The organism is Nonomuraea sp. NPDC003754, from assembly GCF_053605785.1.
This window is the reverse complement of record NZ_JBSGJX010000006.1, coordinates 136,598-155,271: the sequence shown is the minus strand read 5'-3', so window position 1 is coordinate 155,271 and position 18,674 is coordinate 136,598. Positions and strand designations below refer to the sequence as shown.

Below are 18,674 nucleotides of genomic sequence, written 5' to 3'. Positions count from 1 at the left end.
CGTCCTGCTCCTCACGCCCGGGCCGGGGCCGGGCTCGCCTGGTAGTCGAGGCTCTGGCGGGTCAGCTTCATGAACACCGACTCCAGCGACTCCGTCCGGGTCCAGAGCTCGTGCAGCGCCGCCCCTGCCGCCAGGGCGAGGTCGCCGACGCGGGTCGAGGAGAGGCCGGTCACGGTGAGCGAGCCGTCCGGCTCCACGCTCACCCGCGCCCCCGCCTCCACCAGTACGGGGCCGAGCATCGACGCGTGCGGGGAGCGCAGGCGCACCGCCTCCAGCGAGTTGCCGGCGACGAAGTCCTTCATGGACGCGTCGGCGATGAGCCGTCCCCTGCCGATGACGACGACGTGATCGACCGTGTCCTGCATCTCGTTCATGAGGTGGCTGGAGACGAAGACGACCCGGCCCTGCGCGGCGAAGGACCGGATGAGCGTGCGGACCCACAGGATCCCTTCGGGGTCCAGGCCGTTCATCGGCTCGTCGAGCACCAGGACGCCGGGGTTGCCGAGCAGCGCGCCGGCGATGCCCAGGCGCTGCTTCATCCCGAGGGAGAAGCCGCCGACCCGCTTGCCGGCCACGCCTGACAGCCCCACCAGGCCGAGGACCTCGTCGACCCGTGAGCGGGGGAGGCCGTTGGTCTGCGCCATCCACAGCAGGTGGTTTGCCGCCGAACGGCCGGGATGGACGGCCTCGGCGTCCAGGAGCGCGCCGATCTCGCGCAGCGGGTGGCGCAGCTTGCGGTACGGCCGGCCGTTCACCGTGGCCGATCCGCTGGTCGGGCGGGCCAGGCCCATGATCATGCGCATGGTCGTCGACTTGCCAGAGCCGTTGGGCCCGAGAAAGCCGGTGACCTTTCCCGGCTCGACGGTGATGGACAGGTCGTCCACCGCCACGGTCGCGCGGAACCGTTTGGTGAGCCGCTGTGTCTGTATCATCTGATCTCTCCGAGGTGTGGCGCCGGTTGCCCGCGGGGTCTTCAGTGAAGGCGGCCGTGGTGATGCACCGCCGACCTCCAAGGGGGGGCGTATATCGGACATAAAGTGACAAATCACACTTTCGGATTGGTTGCGTTTCACTTGACGTGACCGCCCACCCGCCGGCGGGTACCGGATGGCGCCAGGCCCGGTACCAGGGGGACATGGGCGTATGCCGCGGCGACGCGCGGCTTTGTCGGTGCCCGCTTCTAAGCTCTCGCCCGTGCCCGACGACCTGCGCAGCGCCCGCCTGTCCGCCCAGTTGCTGCACCGCCCGCCCGGCCTCGGCGCCGGTGAGATGGTCGGCCACCTGCTCGCCGTCCAGGCGCAGGACGTCCCCTCGGCGTTGCTGGCCTTCCGCGCCCGATCCGCCACGGTCACCGTCGAGGAGGTCGAGGCCGCCTGGCAGGCGCGTGAGATCGTCAGGGTGTGGGGGCCACGTGGCACCCTCCACTTCGTCCACCGCGACGACCTGCCGTGGCTGCTGGCCCTGACCCGCAACGACACCGGCACCCTGCGCAGGCTGGCCCAGGAGGGGGTGGCGGGCGACGACCTGCTCGCCCTGATCGACCGCGCTCTCGCGGGGCAGGGCCCGCTCACCAAGGCCGAGCTCGAGGACAGGCTCGCCGGCCGGGCCACCGGGCAGGGCGTCGTCCACCTGGTGGCGCTGGCCGCCTTCCACGGCCTGGCCGTCCTGGGGCCGCTCCGCCGTGGCAAACCCACCTACGTGCACACGGCCGACTGGTTCGGCGCGCCCCTCGCCTTCGAGCCCGACCGCGACACAGCGCTGGCCGAGCTGGCCCGGCGCTACCTGCGCGCGCACGCCCCCGCCACGCCCGACGACCTCGCCGCCTGGTCGGGCCTGCCACTCGGGACGGCCCGCGCCGCCTTCGGCCTGGTCGCCGCCTCCCTCGAGGACGCCCCGCGCGGTGGCGCCCGCCTGCGAACGGTCCCCGCCGCCGCCCGTCCAGACTCAGCGCCCGGCCCCGCCTGCCCGCGCCCAGGGCCGGGCGGGCAGGCGGGCGCCCCTGCGGTACGGCTGGCGCCCGCCTTCGACGAGTACCTCCTCGGCTGGGCCGACCGCACGCTGATCCTGGACGAGCGGCACCGGCGCGCGGTGTTCCCCGGCGGCGGCGTCCTGCGCCCGGTCATGCTGGCCGACGGCGTCATCGAGGGCACCTGGTCGCGCAAGGGCGAGCAGGTGACGCTCGCCCCCTTCGAGCAGCCGGAGGCGGCGGGCCGGTGGGCGGCGGAGGCGGCCGACGTCCGCGCCTTCCTCAGCGGCTCACCGCGCGCCTGACGAGCGGCGGCTTCGACCAGGCGAGCAGCGGTCAGCCGCTGTGGGGCCCTTCGGTCACCACCAGGCGAGCTCGGTGACGGGGATCATGAGCCAGGCCCCGCCCGCCACGGAGGCGGCGCCCACCACCAGGAAGAACAGCACGTAGAAGCCGCCGGGCAGGAACGTCAGCCGGGCCAGCTGGTCGGCGTCGGAGTCGGGCGCCTGCCCTCTGCGCCGCTTGTGCTGCAGCTCGAGGATCGGCCGGACCCCGCCGAACAGCAGGAACCACACCGCGACGTGCGCCACGACCATCTGGATGTCGCCCGGCGCGTACATCGACAGGGCGAACACCGCGCCGCCGGTGACCAGCAGGATCAGCGCGCCGTACAGGTTGCGGATCAGCAGCAGCATGCAGACGAGGAAGCCGAGCACGCTCCACACCAGCAGCGTGACCCGGCCCTCGGCGGTCAGCCACGCGCCGGCCAGGCCCAGCAGGGAGGGGGCGAGGTAGCCCGCGAGCGCGGTGAAGATCATGCCGGGGCCCGTCGGCCTGCCCCGGGTGAGGGTGACGCCCGAGGTGTCGGAGTGCAGGCGGATGCCCTGGAGCCGGCGGCGGCTCAGCAACGCCACCAGCGCGTGGCCGCCCTCGTGGGCGATCGTGACGAGGCCGCGTGAAAGGTGCCACGAGGGGCGGTAGGCGACGATCGCGAAGGCGGCCAGGGCCGAGAGCGCCACGACCCACAGCTCGGGTGGCGGCTGCGCCTCGACCAGGTGGGCCCATAGCTTGTCCATCAAGCCAGACCCTATCCGGTCGGCCCTCTTCCTGTTGATCGGATGCTCGCTCGACCTGACAGGGCCGTCCGGCCGGCGAAGGGGGGCGGAGGTGACCACAGGGGTAAGGTCGCCGATGTGGCGATAGAAGAAGATTCTGCCGTTCCGGCCTGGTGGCAGGCGCTCGGCCTGCCCGGTCTCATCGACCTGCACGTCCACTTCCTGCCCGAGCGGATGGAGCGCCGCGTCTGGCATCACTTCGACCACGGCGGCCCCCTCATGGGCGACGGCTGGCAGATCCGCTACCGGCAGCCGGTCGGCGAGCGCGTGGACCTGCTGACCGCGATGGGGGTGCGGGCCTTCCCCGCCCTCGCCTACGCGCACCGGCCCGCCATGGCCGCCGACCTCAACGCCTGGACACTGGACTTCGCCCGCAAGGTCCCCGCGTGCCTGCCGTCGGCCACCTTCTTCCCCGAGCCCGGCGTCCTGGGCTACGTCCGGCAGGCGCTCGACGACGGCGCCGCGATCTTCAAGATCCATCTCCAGGTGGGCGCCTTCGACCCTCGCATGCCCGAACTGGACCCCGTCTGGGGACTGCTGGCCGAGGCCGGCGTCCCCGTCGTCGTGCACGCCAGCTCCGTGCCCGTCGCCGGCGGCTGCGTCGGCGTCGAGCCCGTCGCCGGCGTGCTGCGCCGCCACCCGCGCCTGCGCATGGTCATCGCCCATCTCGGCATGCCCGAGTACGAGGACTTCTTCGCGCTGGCCGAACGCCACGAGCGCGTCGCGCTCGACACCACCATGGCGTTCACGGACTTCGCCGCCCGGCTGGCGCCGTTCCCCGACGCGCTCCGGCCGCGTCTGCGTGAACTGGGTCTTGCGGGGAAGGTGCTGCTCGGCAGCGATTTCCCCACCATTCCGTACGCCTACGCCCACCAGCTCGACGGCCTGGACAGACTCGGTCTGGGCGATGACTGGCTGCGCGCGGTCTGCTGGGAGAATGCGAAACGCATGATCTAAACAGAGGGGGACATCATGGACGATCGGCACGTGGCCTTGCTCACCACGTTCTTCGCGGCGCTCAGCAAGGGCGACACCGGCACCATGGAGCGCTGCTACCACCCCGACGTCAGTTTCGGCGACCCCCTCTTCCAGGAGCTGCAGGGCCGCGACCGGGTGATGGCCAGGTGGCGGCTGCTGCTTGCCACGGGAAGCGGCATGGTGGTCACCTACCGCGACCTCGCCGCCTCCTCCTCCGCGGGTAGCGCCCACTGGATCGCCCGCTATACCTTGACCACCACGGGCCGCGAGGTCGTCAACGAGGTGAAGGCCTTCTTCCGCTTCGAGGACGGCCTGATCGTCCGCCACCATGACGACTTCGACTTCCGCCACTGGTCCAAGATGGCGCTCGGCAGGCCGGCGGGGCCGCTGCTCGGCTGGACGCCCGTGTTCCGCAAGACCATCCGCGATCACGCCCACCAGGCTCTCAACGAGTTCCAGCTGTCCTAGGAGGTCCGGTATGGCACGGATGAGGAGCTTCCTGCGCAGCGGTGTCCGCGAGCCCGCCCCCGAGCACTCGATGGATCCGCGCTCGGGCGAGGCTTCGCCGTACCGGCCGACCGTGATCGACAACGCCCTCTACCTCGACGGGCACCGCATCGGCACCCCCGCCTCGCTCGCCGACGCCTTCGACAGCCTGAAGAAGACCCCCGGCAGCATGGCGTGGATCGGCCTCTACCGGCCGAAGGACTGGGAGCTGGCCAAGCTCGCCGAGGAGTTCGGCCTGCACGAGCTGGCCCTCGAGGACGCCATCGTCGGCCATCAGCGTCCGAAGGCCGACCGCTACGGCGAGATGCTGTTCGTGGTGCTGCGCGCCGCCACCTACCTCGACGACGTCGAGGAGGTCGCCTTCGGCGAGGTGCACGTCTTCGTCGGCAGCAACTTCGTGATCACCGTACGGCACGCCGAGTCGCCCGACCTGGCCGCCGTGCGCCGCCGGATGGAGTCCGACCCCGAGCTGCTGCGCCAGGGCCCCCAGGCGGTGCTCTACGCGATCCTCGACGCCGTGGTCGACGGCTGCGCCCCCGTCGTGGCCGGACTGCAGAAGGACATCGAGGAGATCGAGGTGCAGGTCTTCGGCGGCGACCCCTCGGTCTCCCGCCGGGTCTACGAGCTGTCCGGCGAGGTCATCGAGTTCCAGCGGGCGACCAGGCCGCTGCTGCCCATGATCGACGGGTTCATCGCGGGGGCGCCGAAGTACGGGGTCAACGAGGAACTGCAGAGCTACCTGCGCGACGTGGCCGACCACGCGATCACCGTCTCGGAGCGGGTGGCCGGATTCCGCCAGCTCCTGCAGAACATCCTGGTGATCAACTCGACGCTGGTGGCGCAGGAGCAGACCAGGGCGAGCTACGCGCAGAGCGAGGAGGTCAAGAAGATCTCCGCGTGGGCGGCCATCCTGTTCGCGCCGACCCTGGTCGGCACGATCTACGGCATGAACTTCGACCACATGCCGGAGACGCACTGGGCGGTCGGCTATCCGTTCGCGCTGGTGCTGATGGCGGCGGTGTGCCTGGTCCTCTACCTGGTCTTCAAACGCCGCGACTGGCTGTGACCGGCGAGCCTCACCCCGTCGGGGGGCCGCGGAGCCCGGGGGTACGGCCCGCGCGGGCCGCCTGCCGTACCCCCGGCACGCTCAGCTGAGCAGCTTCCTGGCCGCCTGCTCGATCTCCACCTCCGACAGCAGTACGTGGTTGGCGGCCTCGCCCAGCGGGATGAAGCTGTCGGCCGAGGTCACCCGGGCGATCTGGCCGGTGAATCCCGCGTCGAGCATCTCGGTGACGATGCCCTCGGAGACGCCGCCGGTGCGCCTGCACTCGTCGGCGATCAGCACCTTGCCGGTCAGCTCCGCCGCCCGCATCAGGTCCTCGACGGGCAGCGGCGCCAGCCAGCGCAGGTCGAGCACCCGGCAGCTCACGCCGTCCTGGGTGAGCCTGACCGCGGCCCGCAGGCTCATCCGCACGCCGTTGCCGTACGTCACGATCGTCAGGTCGCGGCCGTCTCCGTAGCCGCGCGCCCGCCCGATCGGCACGTGCGTCTCGGCCCACCGGGACGGCGGCGCGTACGGCGCGAGCCACCCGTTGTCGCCCTCGTCGAACAGGTCGCGCGTGTTGTACAGCGCGATCGGCTCCAGGAACACGCACACCGAGCCCTCGGTGCGCGCGGCGGCCAGGCAGGTGCGCAGCATCGCCGAAGCGTCGTCCGGCCTGGACGGCGAGGCGATGACCACCCCGGGGATGTCGCGCAGCGCCGCGATGGAGTTGTCGTTGTGGAAGTGGCCGCCGAACCCCTTCTGGTAGGCGTATCCGGCCACCCGCACCACCATCGGGTTGCGGTAGGCGCCGCGGGAGAAGAACGACAGCGTCGCCGCCTCGCCGCGGATCTGGTCGAGGGCGTTGTGCAGGTAGGCGAGGTACTGGATCTCGGGCACCGGCAGCAGCTTCGACACGCCCGAGCCGAGCGCGAGGCCGAGGATGGCCTGCTCGTCCAGCAGCGTGTCGAAGACCCTGGCGGCGCCGAAGCGCTTCTGCAGGCCGCGCGTCACACCGTAGACGCCGCCCTTCTTGGCGACGTCCTCGCCGAAGACCATCATCTCGGGATAGACGGCCAGCGCGTCGGCCAGCGTGCGGTTGATCGCCTGGGACAGCGTGAGCGGCTTGTCCTTCTCCGGAAGCTGGCCGGCGAAGGCCTTCTCCCTGACCGAGGGCTCGGCGGCGACCGGGCTGATCTTGGCGATCAGTTCGGACCGGCGGGGTGCCAGCGGTTCGACGATCTGGCGGGCGGAGGTGAGCTTGGCGGTGCGGGTGGTCTCCAGCGCCGTCCGCAGCACGTGCTCGCGCTCGGACTCGTAGCGCTTGATCAGCTCCTCGGGCGTGGCCAGCCCCGCCTCGACCAGCAGCGCCGCGGTGCGCAGCAGCGGGTCGCGCTCGTGGTCGGCGCGGATCTCGCGCTGGGTCCGGTAGGAGGACTCCACGTCGGAACCGGCGTGGCCCATCAGCCGCACGGTGCTCAGGTGCAGGAAGGCGGGCGAGCGGGTCGAGCGGACGTGGTCGGCCGCGCGGACGGCGGCGTCGTAGGTCTCGGCCAGGTCGCAGCCGTCGGCCTGGAAGTACTCGATGCCGGGACGGCGGGCGGCCGTCTCCACCCATCCCCTGGGTGTGCGGACCGAGATGCCCAGGCCGTTGTCCTCGCAGACGAACAGGATCGGCAGCGGCTGGCCCTGGTAGGTGGCGTAGGCGGCGGTGTTGAACCCCGACAGCGCGCTGGCGTGGTTGGTGGAGGCGTCGCCGAAGCTGCAGATCGTGATCGCGTCGGCGGGCCAGGCCGTCTCGAGGCCGATCGCCTTGGCCCGCTCGATGGCCAGCGCGACGCCGACCGAGCGCGGCAGATGGCTGGCGATCGTGGAGGTCTGCGGGATGACCGCGAGGTCGGGGTGGCCGAAGACCTTGTGCCGGCCGCCGGCGATGGGCTCCTCGGCCGAGGCGGTCAGCCCCAGCAGCACGTCGCGCAGCCCCTGCTCGGGCAGGCGTCCCGCCATGACCGACCGGGTCAGGTAGAAGGCGCCGGAGCGGTAGTGGAGCAGGGCGGGGTCGGTGGTCCTGACGGCCGCGGCCACGGCGGCGTTGCCCTCGTGCCCGGCCGATCCGATGGTGTAGAAGCCCTCGTTCTGCGCCCGCAACCATCTGGCCGCCACGTCGAGGAGCCTGCTGCCCAGCTGCCGGTCGAACAGCTCACGGCAGCGTTGGCCGGTCAGGGTGGTGCCGTCTCTGACGGGTTGGGCCGGATCTCGGCGAGCGCCCGCCTTGAGCGTCGCAACCGCTTCGGTGAAATGAGTCTCAACAGTGTCGCGCGCCACAAGCCCGATTATGTCCCGCGCATGGGGTCTTCGTCTGCCCGAACGCGAGGACCAGGTTCTTGTCTGACTGATCTGAATGACAGTTTGTCAACATCTCAAACGCTTTGCCTGTCCAAAACGTCTACTTTACGTACGACGTGGCACCCTCATGCCGCGTTCAACCACGGGTAAAGGAATGGAGTACCCGAATGTTGCAACGCTTCCGAGCGGCCGCCGTGGCGCTGGCGGTGGGAGCAGGGGCCCTGGCCCTGACGTCCCCCGCGACCGCGGCGGCGGCACCGAGCATCTCGAAGGTGGACGTCTCGCCTTCACCCATCGTCGTGACCGGGGACCAGCAGGTCACCGCGACGTTCTCGTTCACCACCAAGGGCGCGGGCAAGGCCGAGCTGCAGCTCAAGCCCCCTGGTGACGTGAGCGTCGGCTCACCGGTCGACCTGACCGCCTCGCCGCACGGCGAGTGGACCAGGTGGACGGGCAAGAAGACCTTCGACGCCAAGAGCGAGGGCCGGTGGAGCTTCCTGGCGATCGCCCACGACGGGCAGGGCGGGGAGAAGTCCACTGACGGCACGTTCGGCGTCGAGGTCAGAAAGACGGCCTCGGACACCAGGCTCGTCGACTTCGGCGCGCACCCCGACCTGGTCGCCAAGGGCGAGCGCATCTCCGTCTCCGGCCGGCTGCAGGTCGAGCGCGGCGGCTGGCAGGGTTACGGCGGGCAGCGCGTCACCATCACCTTCCGCGAGAAGGGCACCGACGCCTACCGGCACGTCACCACGGTCGACACCGGTCGCGGCGGCTGGTTCGCCACCAAGGTGACGGCCGAGGCCACCGGCTGGTGGCGGGCCGAGTTCGGCGGCCACGCGAGCGCCAAGAGCTCGGTCAGCGACACCGACAGGGTCGACGTCAGGGCCGGCTCCCGCGACAGCAGGATCGTCGGCTTCGACGCCCGCCCCGAGCCGGTCGACAAGGGCGACAGGCTCGTCTTCACCGGAGCCCTGCAGGCCGAGGGGTCGCGCGGCTGGTACGGGCTTCCCGGCCAGCACGTGGTCATCCTGTTCAAGGCCGACGGCTCCAGGCGCTGGGAGCGGGTGACCGCTGACCGGACCGGCCGCGACGGCCGCTTCTGGGCCGACGCCACCGCGCAGGCCTCCGGCTGGTGGCGCGCGGTGTACGAGGGCACGCGGGGCGTGGACGGCTCCAGCAGCGCCGGCGACTGGGTGAGGGTGGCCGAGCCGCCCCCGCCGGCGAAGGACAGGAGCAAGCTGGTCGCGTTCAACGCCTACCCCGAGCCGGTCACGTACGGCAAGTACCTGCGGTTCAGGGGCGCGCTCCTGGTCGACGGCGGTGGCTACGAGGCCAAGGTCGCGCTGTACTTCCTGCCCAAGGGCTCGAGCAAGTGGCAGTACGTCAAGACCACCCGCTCGACCGGCAGCGGGAAGCTGTACACCAAGGTGAAGGCCTACAGGTCGGGCTACTGGAAGTTCGTCTTCAGCGGCGACTCCGACACCTACGGCTCGCAGAGCGGTAGGGACTACGTCCGCGTCAAGAGGTAGGCGACGGCGGAACGGGGCCCGGTCTCCTGACCGGGCCCCGTTCCATGCGTGGTCCCGCCGGCCGGTGGCCGCCCGGCTACTCGGCCTTCCTGAACTGGGCGACCGCCAGCCCGAGCAGGGTCAGTCCGATCAGCGCGATCAGGCCCAGCTCCACAGGCACCGGCACCTGCCAGTCGAACCACCGCACGCCGGGGTTGAGCACCGCCTGCGCCTGCGCGGGCACGGACAGGTGGGAGAAGACCGCCTGCCGCATCGGGTCGACCGCGTAGGTGAGCGGGTTGACGGTGGTCAGCACGTGCAGCCACGACGGCAGGTTCGCCAGCGGGAACATCGCGCCCGACAGGAACATCATCGGCATGATCGCCATCTGCATCAGCCCGAAGAACGTCTGCATGTTGCGCATGCGGGCCGCCAGCGTCACCCCGAAGGCGGTGATGGTGAACGCGGCGAGGAACATCTCCGCCAGCAGCGTCACCATCAGCCCCGGCGAGTACGGCACGCCCACCAGGCCGGCCATCGCCAGGATGACGACGCCCTGACCGACGGCCACCACCGCGCCGCCCAGGCACTTGCCCACGACGATCGAGCCGCGCGAGACCGGGGCCACCAGCATCTCCCTGAGGAAGCCGAACTCCCTGTCCCACACGATCGACCCGGCGGAGAACATCGCGGTCATGATGACCGTCATCGAGATCATGCCGGGGTACATGAACGTGCGGTAGTCGACGCCGGGGATCGAGCCGCGCACCAGCGTGCCGAGGCCGGTGCCCATCACGAACAGCCACAGCACCGGCTGGATGAGCATCGACAGCATGCGGGTGCGGTCGTTGACGAAGCGCAGCATCTCGCGGTGCAGCACCACCTTGATCGCGCGCAGGTCGTGCGCCAGGCCGCGCGCGGGCATCCGCACGCTCACCACGTCGTCGCGGGTGGAGGGGTCGGTCGTCGTCATCGTCTCACCATCGCCTTCATCCACTCGTTGCCGGTGCCGGACTCGGCGTCCCTGATCGTCGAGCCGGTGTAGGACATGAACACGTCGTCGAGCGAGGGCCGCGACACGCTCACCGCCCTGATCGGCAGGCCGAGCTCGGCGAACAGCCGCGGCACGAACTCCTCGCCGGAGGCCACCGCGAACGTCACCGCGCCCTCGTGGACGGCCGCCTCGATGCCGAACCTCTCGCTGAGCGCGGTGATCGCCGTGTCGTCGTCGCCGGTGTGGATCTGCACCCTGTCCTTGCCGACACTGGCCTTCAGCGCCTCGGGGGAGTCGATGACGACGATCTCGCCGTGGTCGATGATGGCGATCCGGTCGCAGTACTCGGCCTCGTCCATGTAGTGCGTCGTCATGAAGATCGTGATGTCCTCCCCGTGACGCAGCTTGTTGATGTAGCCCCAGATGGCGGCCCGGGTCTGCGGGTCGAGGCCGACGGTCGGCTCGTCGAGGAAGAGCACGCGCGGCGAGTGCAGCAGACCGCGGGCGATCTCCAGCCGGCGCTTCATGCCGCCGGAGAAGGTCATCACCTTGGCGTCCTTGCGGTCCCACAGCGCCACCATCTCCATGACCTGCTTAATGCGCCCGGCCACCAGCGGCTTGGGCACGCCATACAGCTCGGCGTGGAAGCGGAGGTTCTGCTCGGCGGTCAGGTAGCCGTCCAGGGTGGGGTCCTGGAAGACCAGCCCGATATTCTGGCGGACCTGGTCGCGCTCGCGCACCACGTCGTGGCCCGCCACCGTGGCGCTGCCGCCCGTCGGATTGACCAGCGTGCACAGCATGCTGATCGTGGTGGTCTTGCCGGCGCCGTTGGGGCCGAGGAAGCCGAACACCTCCCCGGACCGCACCTCGAAGTCGATGCCCTTGACGGCCTCGACCTTGCCGTAGGTCTTGGTCAGGTCTTTCACCGTGACCGCGCTCATTCGCCCTCCGCCAGAATCTTGAAGATCGACCTGCGGGTCTGCCGGAGCAACTGCGAGGCCGCGGCGACCTGGCGGTCGTCGGCGGTCTGCGCCAGGTGCCCGAACGCCTCGCTGACCTGCGCCCACAGCAGCCGCAGCTGGTGCCGGTCCTCGGGCACGGAGCCCGCCACCTGCTCCCACGGCGCGAGCGTCGCCTCCCGCTCGCGCAGATGCCTGCGCCCCTGCTCGGTGAGCCGGTAGGTACGGCTGCCGCCCGCGTCCTCGCCGGCCAGCAGCCCCTCGTCCTCCAGTTGCTGGAGCGCGGGGTAGACCGAGCCGGGGCTCGGCCGCCACACGCCCCTGCTGCGCTGCTCGATGTCCTGGATCATCTGGTAGCCGTTCTTGGGCTCCTCGCCCAGCAGGCTGAGCAGGGCGGCGCGCACGTCGCCCTTGCGCACCCTCGGTGCGAAATCCGGCATGGTCGCACTCCAACTATCGAGATACCTAAACGATATATCTAGATATTTGGCGCAACAAGCGGTTTTCTGGAAGGGGGAGAGTGTTAACGTTCGCTAACCAAGGGTGTCGAAGGCGGCCAGCGCCATCCCGCGCAGCAGCGTGCGCATCGCCTCGGCGGGCAGCTCGCCGGCGCTGTGCGGCGTCGAGTTGAGCAAGCCGAACACGGCGTGGGTCGCCGCCCGCAGCCGCGGGGGCGGACAGGCGGGGTGCAACTCGGCCAGCACGGTGACCCACTCCTCGACGTAGAGCCGCTGCAGCCGCCTGATCTGGCGCCGGTGGGGTTCGGGCACGTTGCCCAGCTCTCTGTCGTGCACCGTGATGAGCGCGGGCTGCTCGAGCGCGAACGTGATCTGCACGTCCAGCAGCGCCTCGAGGGCGGTTCGCGGGTCGTGGGCGGTGGTGACCACGGCGGTCGCCGCCTCGCGCAGGCGCGTGCTGACGCCGGTGAGCATCTCCACCAGCAGCGCCTCCTTCCCGCTGAAGTGGCGGTAGAGCGCGGGACCCGACACGCCGACCGCGCCGCCGAGCTCCTCGATGGACACGCCGTGGTAGCCGCGGGCGGCGAACAGGGTCGCGGCGGCCTCCAGGATCTCGCCGCGGCGATTGCGGGTAGGAGTGCTCACATCTCACATTCTAGACACAGACGTTAATGATGATTAACCTACGTGGCATGTTCAAGCGCAACGCCGAGGTCAACGAGCGGCTGGCGGCCGAGCTGCGCGAGCGCCTGGCCGAGGCCGCGAAGGGCGGGCCCGAGCGGTCGAGGCAGCGCCACGTCGAGCGCGGCAAGCTGCTGCCACGCGACCGGGTCGACGGGCTGCTCGACCCCGGATCCCGCTTCCTGGAGCTGTCGCCGCTGGCCGCCAACGGCCTCTACGACGACCAGGCGCCCGCCGCGGGGATCATCACCGGCGTGGGCAGGGTGTCGGGACGCGAGTGCGTGATCGTGGCCAACGACGCCACCGTCAAGGGCGGCACGTACTACCCGATGACCGTCAAGAAGCACCTGCGCGCCCAGGAGGTGGCGCTGCAGAACCACCTGCCCTGCCTCTACCTGGTCGACTCCGGCGGCGCGTTCCTGCCCAGGCAGGACGAGGTCTTCCCCGACCGCGAGCACTTCGGGCGCATCTTCTACAACCAGGCCACCATGTCCGCGCGCGGCATCCCGCAGATCGCCGCCGTCCTCGGCTCCTGCACGGCGGGCGGCGCCTACGTGCCCGCCATGAGCGACGAGGCGGTCATCGTGCGCAACCAGGGCACGATCTTCCTCGGCGGGCCCCCGCTGGTGAAGGCCGCCACCGGCGAGGAGGTCACCGCGGAGGAACTGGGCGGCGGCGACCTGCACGCGCGCGTCAGCGGCGTCACCGACCACCTGGCCGAGGACGACGCCCACGCGCTGGCGATCGTCCGCGACATCGTCGCCACGCTCGCGCCCAAGGCCGCCCCGCCGTGGGAGCGCCGGGCGGCCGAGGAGCCGCACCTCGACCCGCAGGAGCTGTACGGCATCGTGCCCCCCGACACCCGCACGCCGTACGACGTGCGCGAGGTGGTGCGCAGGATCGTCGACGGCTCGCGCTTCCTGGAGTTCAAGGCCGAGTACGGCACGACACTGGTCACCGGCTTCGCCCACATCCACGGCCACCCCGTCGGGATCATCGCCAACAACGGCATCCTGTTCGCCGAGTCGGCGCTGAAGGGCGCCCACTTCATCGAGCTGTGCGACCGGCGGCGCGCCCCGCTGGTCTTCCTGCAGAACATCAGCGGCTTCATGGTCGGCAAGGCCTACGAGGCCGGCGGCATCGCCAAGCACGGCGCCAAGATGGTCACCGCGGTGGCCTGCGCCCGCGTGCCCAAGTTCACGGTGGTGATCGGCGGCTCGTTCGGCGCGGGCAACTACGCGATGGCGGGCAGGGCCTACTCGCCGCGCTTCCTGTGGATGTGGCCCAACGCCCGCATCTCGGTCATGGGCGGCGAGCAGGCCGCCAACGTGCTGACCACCGTCGGCACCGCGGACGCCGACGCCATCAGGGCCCAGTACGAGCACCAGGGCAACCCCTACTACTCCACGGCCAGGCTGTGGGACGACGGCGTGATCGACCCGATCGACACCCGTACCGTCCTGGGGCTGGGCCTGTCCGCGGCGGCCAACGCGCCGCTCGAACCCGTCGGCTACGGCGTCTTCCGGATGTGATGATGTTCAGCACCGTACTGATCGCCAACCGGGGCGAGATCGCCGTCCGGATCATCAGGACGCTCCGCGCCATGGGGGTCACCTCCGTGGCGGTCTACACCGAGTCCGACGCGTCGGCGCTCCACGTGCGCATGGCCGACCGAGCCCTCCAGATCCCGAAATATCTGGACATGGAGGCGTTGGTGGCGGCGGCCAGGGCCACCGGCGCGCAGGCCGTACACCCCGGCTACGGCTTCCTCGCGGAGAACGCCGCCTTCGCCCGCAGGTGCGCGGCCGATGGGCTGGTCTTCATCGGGCCGCCCGCCGAGGCGATCGAGGCCATGGGCGACAAGATCCGCGCCAAGCGGACGGTGGCGGCGGCCGGGGTGCCGGTCGTGCCCGGCGGCACCGGCGCCGACCTCGAGACGTGGAGCGCCTTCCCCGCGCTGATCAAGCCGTCCGCGGGCGGCGGCGGCAAGGGCATGGTGCTGGTGCGCTCGGCGGCCGAGCTGCCCGACGCGCTCGCCTCTGCCCGCCGTACGGCCGAGGCCGCCTTCGGCGACGGCACCCTGCTGATCGAGCGCTACATCGAAAACCCCCGGCACATCGAGATCCAGGTGCTCGCCGACGCCCACGGCGGCACCGTCCACCTGGGCGAGCGCGAGTGCAGCCTGCAGCGCAGGCACCAGAAGATCATCGAGGAGGCGCCCTCGCCCTTCGTCACCGAGGCGATGCGCGAGGGCATGGGGGCGGCGGCCGTCGAGGCGGCCCGCGCGGTCGGCTACACCGGCGCGGGCACCGTCGAGTTCATCGTCGACGGTGTCTCCGGCGACTACCACTTCATGGAGATGAACACCCGCCTGCAGGTCGAGCACCCCGTCACCGAGCTGGTCACCGGCCTGGACCTGGTGGAGCTGCAGGTGCGGGTGGCCGCGGGCGAGCCGCTGCCGTTCGGCCAGGAGTCGGTACGGCTGCGCGGCCACGCCGTGGAGGCGCGCGTCTACGCCGAGGACCCCGCCCGCGGCTTCCTGCCGACCGGCGGCAGCGTCCTGGCGCTGCGCGAGCCCTCGACCGCGAGGGTCGACTCCAGCCTGGCCGAAGGCGTGGTCGTCGGCAGCGACTTCGACCCGATGCTGTCGAAGGTGGTCGCCTGGGGCGAGGACCGCAGGGCCGCCCTGCGGTCGCTGGACAGGGCGCTGGCCGAGACGTGCGTGCTGGGCGTGACGACCAACATCCCCTTCCTGCGGGCGCTGGCCGCCCACCCCGACGTCGTGGCGGGAAGGCTCGACACCGGCCTGGTCGAAAGGGTGCTGCCCGAGCTGGCGCTGAGCGCGGACGTGCCCGCCGACGCGCTGGCGGCCGCCGCGCTCGCCTTCCACGCCACGCCGCCCGCCACCGACCCGTGGGAGATCGCCGACGGCTGGCGGATCGGCGATCCTGCCTGGACGACCTGGCGGCTGGAGTCGCGCGACGGGGTTCACCAGGTGGAGGTGCGCGGCCTGCCCGCCTCCGGCGCCGAGGTGCGCCTGCCGGACACCGGCGCCGGAGCGCGCCTCTCGGACACCGGCGCCGGAGCGCGCCTCTCGGGCACCGGCGCCGAGGCGCTCCTTCCGGGTGGCGGCGTCGTGGCTGCCAGGGCGGTGACCGAGGGCGGGGAGCTGGCCGTCACGCTCGGCGGCCGCGTCCTCCGGTTCGTCATGGTCCGCGACGGCGACACCCTCTGGCTCGGGCGCGACGGCGCGGCCTGGACGCTCACCAGGCACCGCATCGGCGACCCCGGCGACCGGCCGGGCGGCGCGGGCGGCGGCGACGGGGTCGTCCGCAGCCCGATGCCGGGCACCGTCCTGCTGGTCAAGGTGGCGCCGGGCGAGCAGGTGAGCGAGGGACAGCCGCTGGTCGTCGTCGAGGCCATGAAGATGGAGCACACCGTCACCGCCCCCGTCCAGGGCACCGTCACCGAGCTGCCGGTCAGGGCGGGCCAGCCCGTCGACATGGACGCGGTGCTGGCCGTCGTCTCTTCCGAGGAGTGAGCCGCATGCCGTATCGGCTGGACGGCCTGCCCGAGCGGGTCACCGTCTACGAGGTCGGGCCGCGCGACGGCCTGCAGAACGAGAAGGCCGTCATCCCCGTCGAGGTGAAGGCCGCCTTCATCGACAGGCTGGCCGACGCCGGGCACACCGTGATCGAGGCGACCAGCTTCGTCCACCCCAGGTGGGTGCCGCAGCTGGCCGACTCCGGCGAGCTGCTGGCCACGCTGCGGCGGCGGCCGGGCATCCGCTACCCGGTGCTGGTCCCCAACGAGCGCGGCCTCGACCGGGCGCTGGAGTGCGGCGTCGACGAGGTGGCCGTCTTCGCCAGCGCCACCGAGACCTTCGCCAACAAGAACCTCAACCGCGGCCTGGACAGCCAGTTCGAGATGTTCGAGCCGGTTGTCGCCCGCGCCCTGGAGGCGGGGGTCAAGGTGCGCGCCTACGTCTCCATGGTCTTCGGCGACCCGTGGGAGGGGCCGACGCCGATCGAGCAGGTCGTGCGCGTCGGCACCAGGCTGCTCGACCTCGGCTGCCACGAGCTGTCCCTCGGCGACACCATCGGCGTGGGCACCCCCGGCCACGCCACCGCGCTCATCGAGGCCTTCCCCTCGCCAGAACGGCTCGCCGTCCACTTCCACGACACCTACGGCCAGGCACTGGCCAACACGCTCGCCGCGCTCAGGGCCGGCGTCACCGTCGTCGACGCCTCCACCGGAGGCATCGGCGGCTGCCCCTACGCCGAGTCCGCCACCGGCAACCTCGCCACCGAGGACCTGGTGTGGATGCTCAACGGGCTCGGCGTCGACACGGGACTCGACCTCGGCAAGCTCGTCGCCACCAGCGTCTGGCTCGCCGAACGGCTCGGCCGTCCCAGTCCGTCCCGGGTCGTCCAGGCCCTCTCGAAAGGCTGAAGAACCATGCTCACCGACGAGTACGAAGAGCTGCGCAAGACCGTCGAGGCATTCGCGCGCGACGTGGTCGCCCCCGTCATCGGCGACTTCTACGAGCGCGAGGAGTTCCCCTACGACATCGTCCGCCAGATGGGCGCCATGGGCCTGTTCGGGCTGCCCATCCCTGAGGAGCACGGCGGCATGGGCGGCGACTACTTCGCGCTGTGCCTGGCCCTGGAGGAGCTCGCCCGGGTCGACTCCAGCGTCGCCATCACGTTGGAGGCCGCGGTCTCCCTCGGCGCCATGCCCATCTACCGCTTCGGCACGGCCGAGCAGAAGGCCCGGTGGCTGCCCGAGCTGACCTCGGGACGCGTGCTGGGCGCCTTCGGCCTGACCGAGCCGGGCGGCGGCAGCGACGTACCCGGCGGCATGCGGACCACGGCCGTGCTCGACGGCGACGAATGGGTGATCAACGGCACCAAGGCGTTCATCACCAACTCCGGCACCGACATCACCGGCGTCGTGGCCGTCGCCGCGCTGACCGGCGAGCGGGAGATCTCCACGATCCTGGTGCCGTCCGGCACCCCCGGGTTCACCGTCTCGAAGAAGTACTCCAAGGTCGGATGGAACGCCTCCGACACCCGCGAGCTGTCCTTCGCCGACTGCCGCGTGCCCGCCGCCAACCTGCTCGGCCAGCGGGGCAGGGGCTACGCGCAGTTCCTGCAGACCCTCGACGAGGGGCGCGTCGCCATCGCCGCGCTCAGCGTCGGCCTCGCGCAGGGCTGCGTGGACGAGTCGCTGCGCTACGTCCGCGACCGGCGCGCCTTCGGCCACCCGATCGGCCACTACCAGGCCATCCAGTTCAAGGTCGCCGACATGGAGGCACGCGCCCACACCGCCAGGCTGGCCTACTACCACGCCGCGTCGCTCATGGAGGCGGGCAGGCCGTTCAAGAAGGAGGCGGCCATCGCCAAGCTGGTCTCCTCCAACGCGGCCATGGACAACGCCCGCGACGCGACCCAGATCTTCGGCGGCTACGGCTTCATGAACGAGTTCCCCGTGGGCCGCTTCTACCGCGACGCGAAGATCCTGGAGATCGGCGAGGGCACCAGCGAGGTGCAGCGCATGCTGATCGCCAGGCAGCTCGGCATGGCGGATCTCTGAGGTCCGATAGAGGACATATGCTCGTGTTCCCGGAGTTCCGGATTGGACGACCCAGCGGGAACGATCTATGGTCCACCTCATGACCTCAGACGATCTGCACATACGGAGGGCGGAGCCGAGCGACGCTGACGAGATCTTCGCGCTGGCCCGCGAGTTCGGGCTGACGTTCAGGCCCGAACGCGCGGCCTTCGACAAGGCCTTCCCGCAACTGCTCGCCAACCAGGACGCGCTGGTGCTCACCGCCGTCGTCGAGGGCCGCGTCCACGGCTACCTGCTCGGCTTCGTGCACCTCACCCTGTTCGCCAACGGGCCGGTCGCCTGGGTCGAGGAGGCGATGGTGCAGACCGGCTTCCGACGGCAGGGCATCGGGCGCGGCCTGCTGGAGGAGTTCGAGGTCTGGGCGCGCGAGCGCGAGGCGGGCTACGTCGCGCTCGCCACCCGCCGCGCCCCCGAGTTCTACCGGGCGCTGGGCTACGAGCAGTCGGCCAGCTTCTACCGCAAGGTGCTGCGCTGAGTTCCGTCTGC

General features: G+C 71.2%; 17 protein-coding genes. 10 read left to right on the top strand and 7 right to left on the bottom strand.

The window, feature by feature from the left end; genetic code table 11:
* Positions 1-11 precede the first annotated feature (11 nt).
* Positions 12-932 (bottom strand): ABC transporter ATP-binding protein, encoded by a 921-nt coding sequence (locus ACWEVS_RS10160; RefSeq protein WP_452550933.1) that lies wholly within the window; start codon positions 930-932, stop codon positions 12-14.
* 262 nt (positions 933-1,194) lie between these two features.
* Here ACWEVS_RS10160 and ACWEVS_RS10155 point away from each other — a divergent pair, with 262 nt between their 5' ends.
* A complete protein-coding gene (locus ACWEVS_RS10155; RefSeq protein ID WP_452550929.1) occupies positions 1,195-2,271 on the top strand; it encodes a winged helix DNA-binding domain-containing protein in 1,077 nt (358 codons plus the stop codon).
* A gap of 54 nt (positions 2,272-2,325) precedes the next feature.
* On the opposite strand, the gene ACWEVS_RS10150 is transcribed toward ACWEVS_RS10155, so the two are convergent.
* The gene (locus tag ACWEVS_RS10150) at positions 2,326-3,042 is read right to left on the bottom strand and encodes a M50 family metallopeptidase (RefSeq protein WP_452550927.1); all 717 of its coding nucleotides are present in this window, start codon (positions 3,040-3,042) and stop codon (positions 2,326-2,328) included.
* A gap of 117 nt (positions 3,043-3,159) precedes the next feature.
* On the opposite strand from ACWEVS_RS10150, the gene ACWEVS_RS10145 reads away from it, so the two are divergent.
* Genes ACWEVS_RS10145 through ACWEVS_RS10135 form a run of 3 tightly spaced genes read left to right on the top strand, consistent with a single transcriptional unit; the run spans position 3,160 to position 5,632 of the window.
* Positions 3,160-4,038: an amidohydrolase family protein gene (locus ACWEVS_RS10145; protein ID WP_452550926.1), complete on the top strand. Its 879-nt coding sequence runs from the start codon at positions 3,160-3,162 to the stop codon at positions 4,036-4,038.
* Positions 4,039-4,053: 15 nt separating this feature from the next.
* Complete coding sequence (locus ACWEVS_RS10140) at positions 4,054-4,527, top strand: nuclear transport factor 2 family protein (RefSeq protein WP_449927312.1); 474 nt, start codon at positions 4,054-4,056, stop codon at positions 4,525-4,527.
* A gap of 10 nt (positions 4,528-4,537) precedes the next feature.
* Entirely contained in the window at positions 4,538-5,632 is a 1,095-nt protein-coding gene (locus ACWEVS_RS10135; protein ID WP_449927316.1) for a magnesium and cobalt transport protein CorA, read from the top strand.
* 81 nt (positions 5,633-5,713) lie between these two features.
* Here ACWEVS_RS10135 and ACWEVS_RS10130 read toward each other — a convergent pair whose 3' ends face one another.
* Positions 5,714-7,933 (bottom strand): thiamine pyrophosphate-dependent enzyme, encoded by a 2,220-nt coding sequence (locus ACWEVS_RS10130; RefSeq protein ID WP_449927319.1) that lies wholly within the window; start codon positions 7,931-7,933, stop codon positions 5,714-5,716.
* A 188-nt stretch (positions 7,934-8,121) separates the two neighbouring features.
* Here ACWEVS_RS10130 and ACWEVS_RS10125 point away from each other — a divergent pair, with 188 nt between their 5' ends.
* Entirely contained in the window at positions 8,122-9,483 is a 1,362-nt protein-coding gene (locus ACWEVS_RS10125) for a hypothetical protein (protein ID WP_452550924.1), read from the top strand.
* Positions 9,484-9,559: 76 nt separating this feature from the next.
* On the opposite strand, the gene ACWEVS_RS10120 is transcribed toward ACWEVS_RS10125, so the two are convergent.
* The 4 genes from ACWEVS_RS10120 to ACWEVS_RS10105 all read right to left on the bottom strand — a co-directional run bounded on the left by ACWEVS_RS10120 (position 9,560) and on the right by ACWEVS_RS10105 (position 12,518).
* Positions 9,560-10,435, bottom strand: coding sequence for an ABC transporter permease (locus ACWEVS_RS10120; RefSeq protein WP_354907354.1), 876 nt, complete (start codon positions 10,433-10,435; stop codon positions 9,560-9,562).
* Positions 10,432-11,397 (bottom strand): ATP-binding cassette domain-containing protein, encoded by a 966-nt coding sequence (locus tag ACWEVS_RS10115; RefSeq protein ID WP_452550922.1) that lies wholly within the window; start codon positions 11,395-11,397, stop codon positions 10,432-10,434. Before ACWEVS_RS10115 ends, ACWEVS_RS10120 begins: the two co-directional genes overlap by 4 nt.
* Positions 11,394-11,855 carry a PadR family transcriptional regulator gene (locus ACWEVS_RS10110; protein ID WP_354907351.1) on the bottom strand — a complete coding sequence of 154 codons (462 nt, stop codon included), beginning with the start codon at positions 11,853-11,855 and terminating at the stop codon, positions 11,394-11,396. The genes ACWEVS_RS10115 and ACWEVS_RS10110 overlap by 4 nt, the downstream gene beginning before the upstream one ends.
* Positions 11,856-11,948: 93 nt before the next feature.
* The gene (locus tag ACWEVS_RS10105) at positions 11,949-12,518 is read right to left on the bottom strand and encodes an SACE_7040 family transcriptional regulator (protein WP_452550920.1); all 570 of its coding nucleotides are present in this window, start codon (positions 12,516-12,518) and stop codon (positions 11,949-11,951) included.
* 47 nt (positions 12,519-12,565) lie between these two features.
* On the opposite strand from ACWEVS_RS10105, the gene ACWEVS_RS10100 reads away from it, so the two are divergent.
* From ACWEVS_RS10100 to ACWEVS_RS10080, 5 genes are all read left to right on the top strand, one after another.
* On the top strand, positions 12,566-14,086 hold the full coding sequence (locus tag ACWEVS_RS10100) for a carboxyl transferase domain-containing protein (protein WP_452550919.1): 1,521 nt from the start codon (positions 12,566-12,568) through the stop codon (positions 14,084-14,086).
* Between the two features lie 2 nt (positions 14,087-14,088).
* Positions 14,089-16,095, top strand: a complete 2,007-nt coding sequence (locus ACWEVS_RS10095; RefSeq protein WP_452550917.1) for an acetyl/propionyl/methylcrotonyl-CoA carboxylase subunit alpha — start codon at positions 14,089-14,091, stop codon at positions 16,093-16,095.
* A 5-nt stretch (positions 16,096-16,100) separates the two neighbouring features.
* Positions 16,101-17,006: a hydroxymethylglutaryl-CoA lyase gene (locus ACWEVS_RS10090; protein WP_449927332.1), complete on the top strand. Its 906-nt coding sequence runs from the start codon at positions 16,101-16,103 to the stop codon at positions 17,004-17,006.
* 6 nt (positions 17,007-17,012) lie between these two features.
* Positions 17,013-18,149, top strand: a complete 1,137-nt coding sequence (locus ACWEVS_RS10085; protein ID WP_449927335.1) for an acyl-CoA dehydrogenase family protein — start codon at positions 17,013-17,015, stop codon at positions 18,147-18,149.
* Between the two features lie 79 nt (positions 18,150-18,228).
* Positions 18,229-18,663 (top strand): GNAT family N-acetyltransferase, encoded by a 435-nt coding sequence (locus ACWEVS_RS10080; RefSeq protein WP_354907346.1) that lies wholly within the window; start codon positions 18,229-18,231, stop codon positions 18,661-18,663.
* Positions 18,664-18,674 lie beyond the last annotated feature (11 nt).

Excerpts from the sequence above, each read along its gene's own strand:
- ACWEVS_RS10160 (WP_452550933.1), bottom strand. The coding sequence starts at position 932 with ATGATACAGACACAGCGGCTCACCAAACGGTTCCGCGCGACCGTGGCG.
- ACWEVS_RS10150 (WP_452550927.1), bottom strand. The coding sequence starts at position 3,042 with ATGGACAAGCTATGGGCCCACCTGGTCGAGGCGCAGCCGCCACCCGAG.
- ACWEVS_RS10140 (WP_449927312.1), top strand. The coding sequence starts at position 4,054 with ATGGACGATCGGCACGTGGCCTTGCTCACCACGTTCTTCGCGGCGCTC.
- ACWEVS_RS10135 (WP_449927316.1), top strand. The coding sequence starts at position 4,538 with ATGGCACGGATGAGGAGCTTCCTGCGCAGCGGTGTCCGCGAGCCCGCC.
- ACWEVS_RS10125 (WP_452550924.1), top strand. The coding sequence starts at position 8,122 with ATGTTGCAACGCTTCCGAGCGGCCGCCGTGGCGCTGGCGGTGGGAGCA.
- ACWEVS_RS10120 (WP_354907354.1), bottom strand. The coding sequence starts at position 10,435 with ATGACGACGACCGACCCCTCCACCCGCGACGACGTGGTGAGCGTGCGG.
- ACWEVS_RS10115 (WP_452550922.1), bottom strand. The coding sequence starts at position 11,397 with ATGAGCGCGGTCACGGTGAAAGACCTGACCAAGACCTACGGCAAGGTC.
- ACWEVS_RS10110 (WP_354907351.1), bottom strand. The coding sequence starts at position 11,855 with ATGCCGGATTTCGCACCGAGGGTGCGCAAGGGCGACGTGCGCGCCGCC.
- ACWEVS_RS10100 (WP_452550919.1), top strand. The coding sequence starts at position 12,566 with ATGTTCAAGCGCAACGCCGAGGTCAACGAGCGGCTGGCGGCCGAGCTG.
- ACWEVS_RS10095 (WP_452550917.1), top strand. The coding sequence starts at position 14,089 with ATGTTCAGCACCGTACTGATCGCCAACCGGGGCGAGATCGCCGTCCGG.
- ACWEVS_RS10090 (WP_449927332.1), top strand. The coding sequence starts at position 16,101 with ATGCCGTATCGGCTGGACGGCCTGCCCGAGCGGGTCACCGTCTACGAG.
- ACWEVS_RS10085 (WP_449927335.1), top strand. The coding sequence starts at position 17,013 with ATGCTCACCGACGAGTACGAAGAGCTGCGCAAGACCGTCGAGGCATTC.
- ACWEVS_RS10080 (WP_354907346.1), top strand. The coding sequence starts at position 18,229 with ATGACCTCAGACGATCTGCACATACGGAGGGCGGAGCCGAGCGACGCT.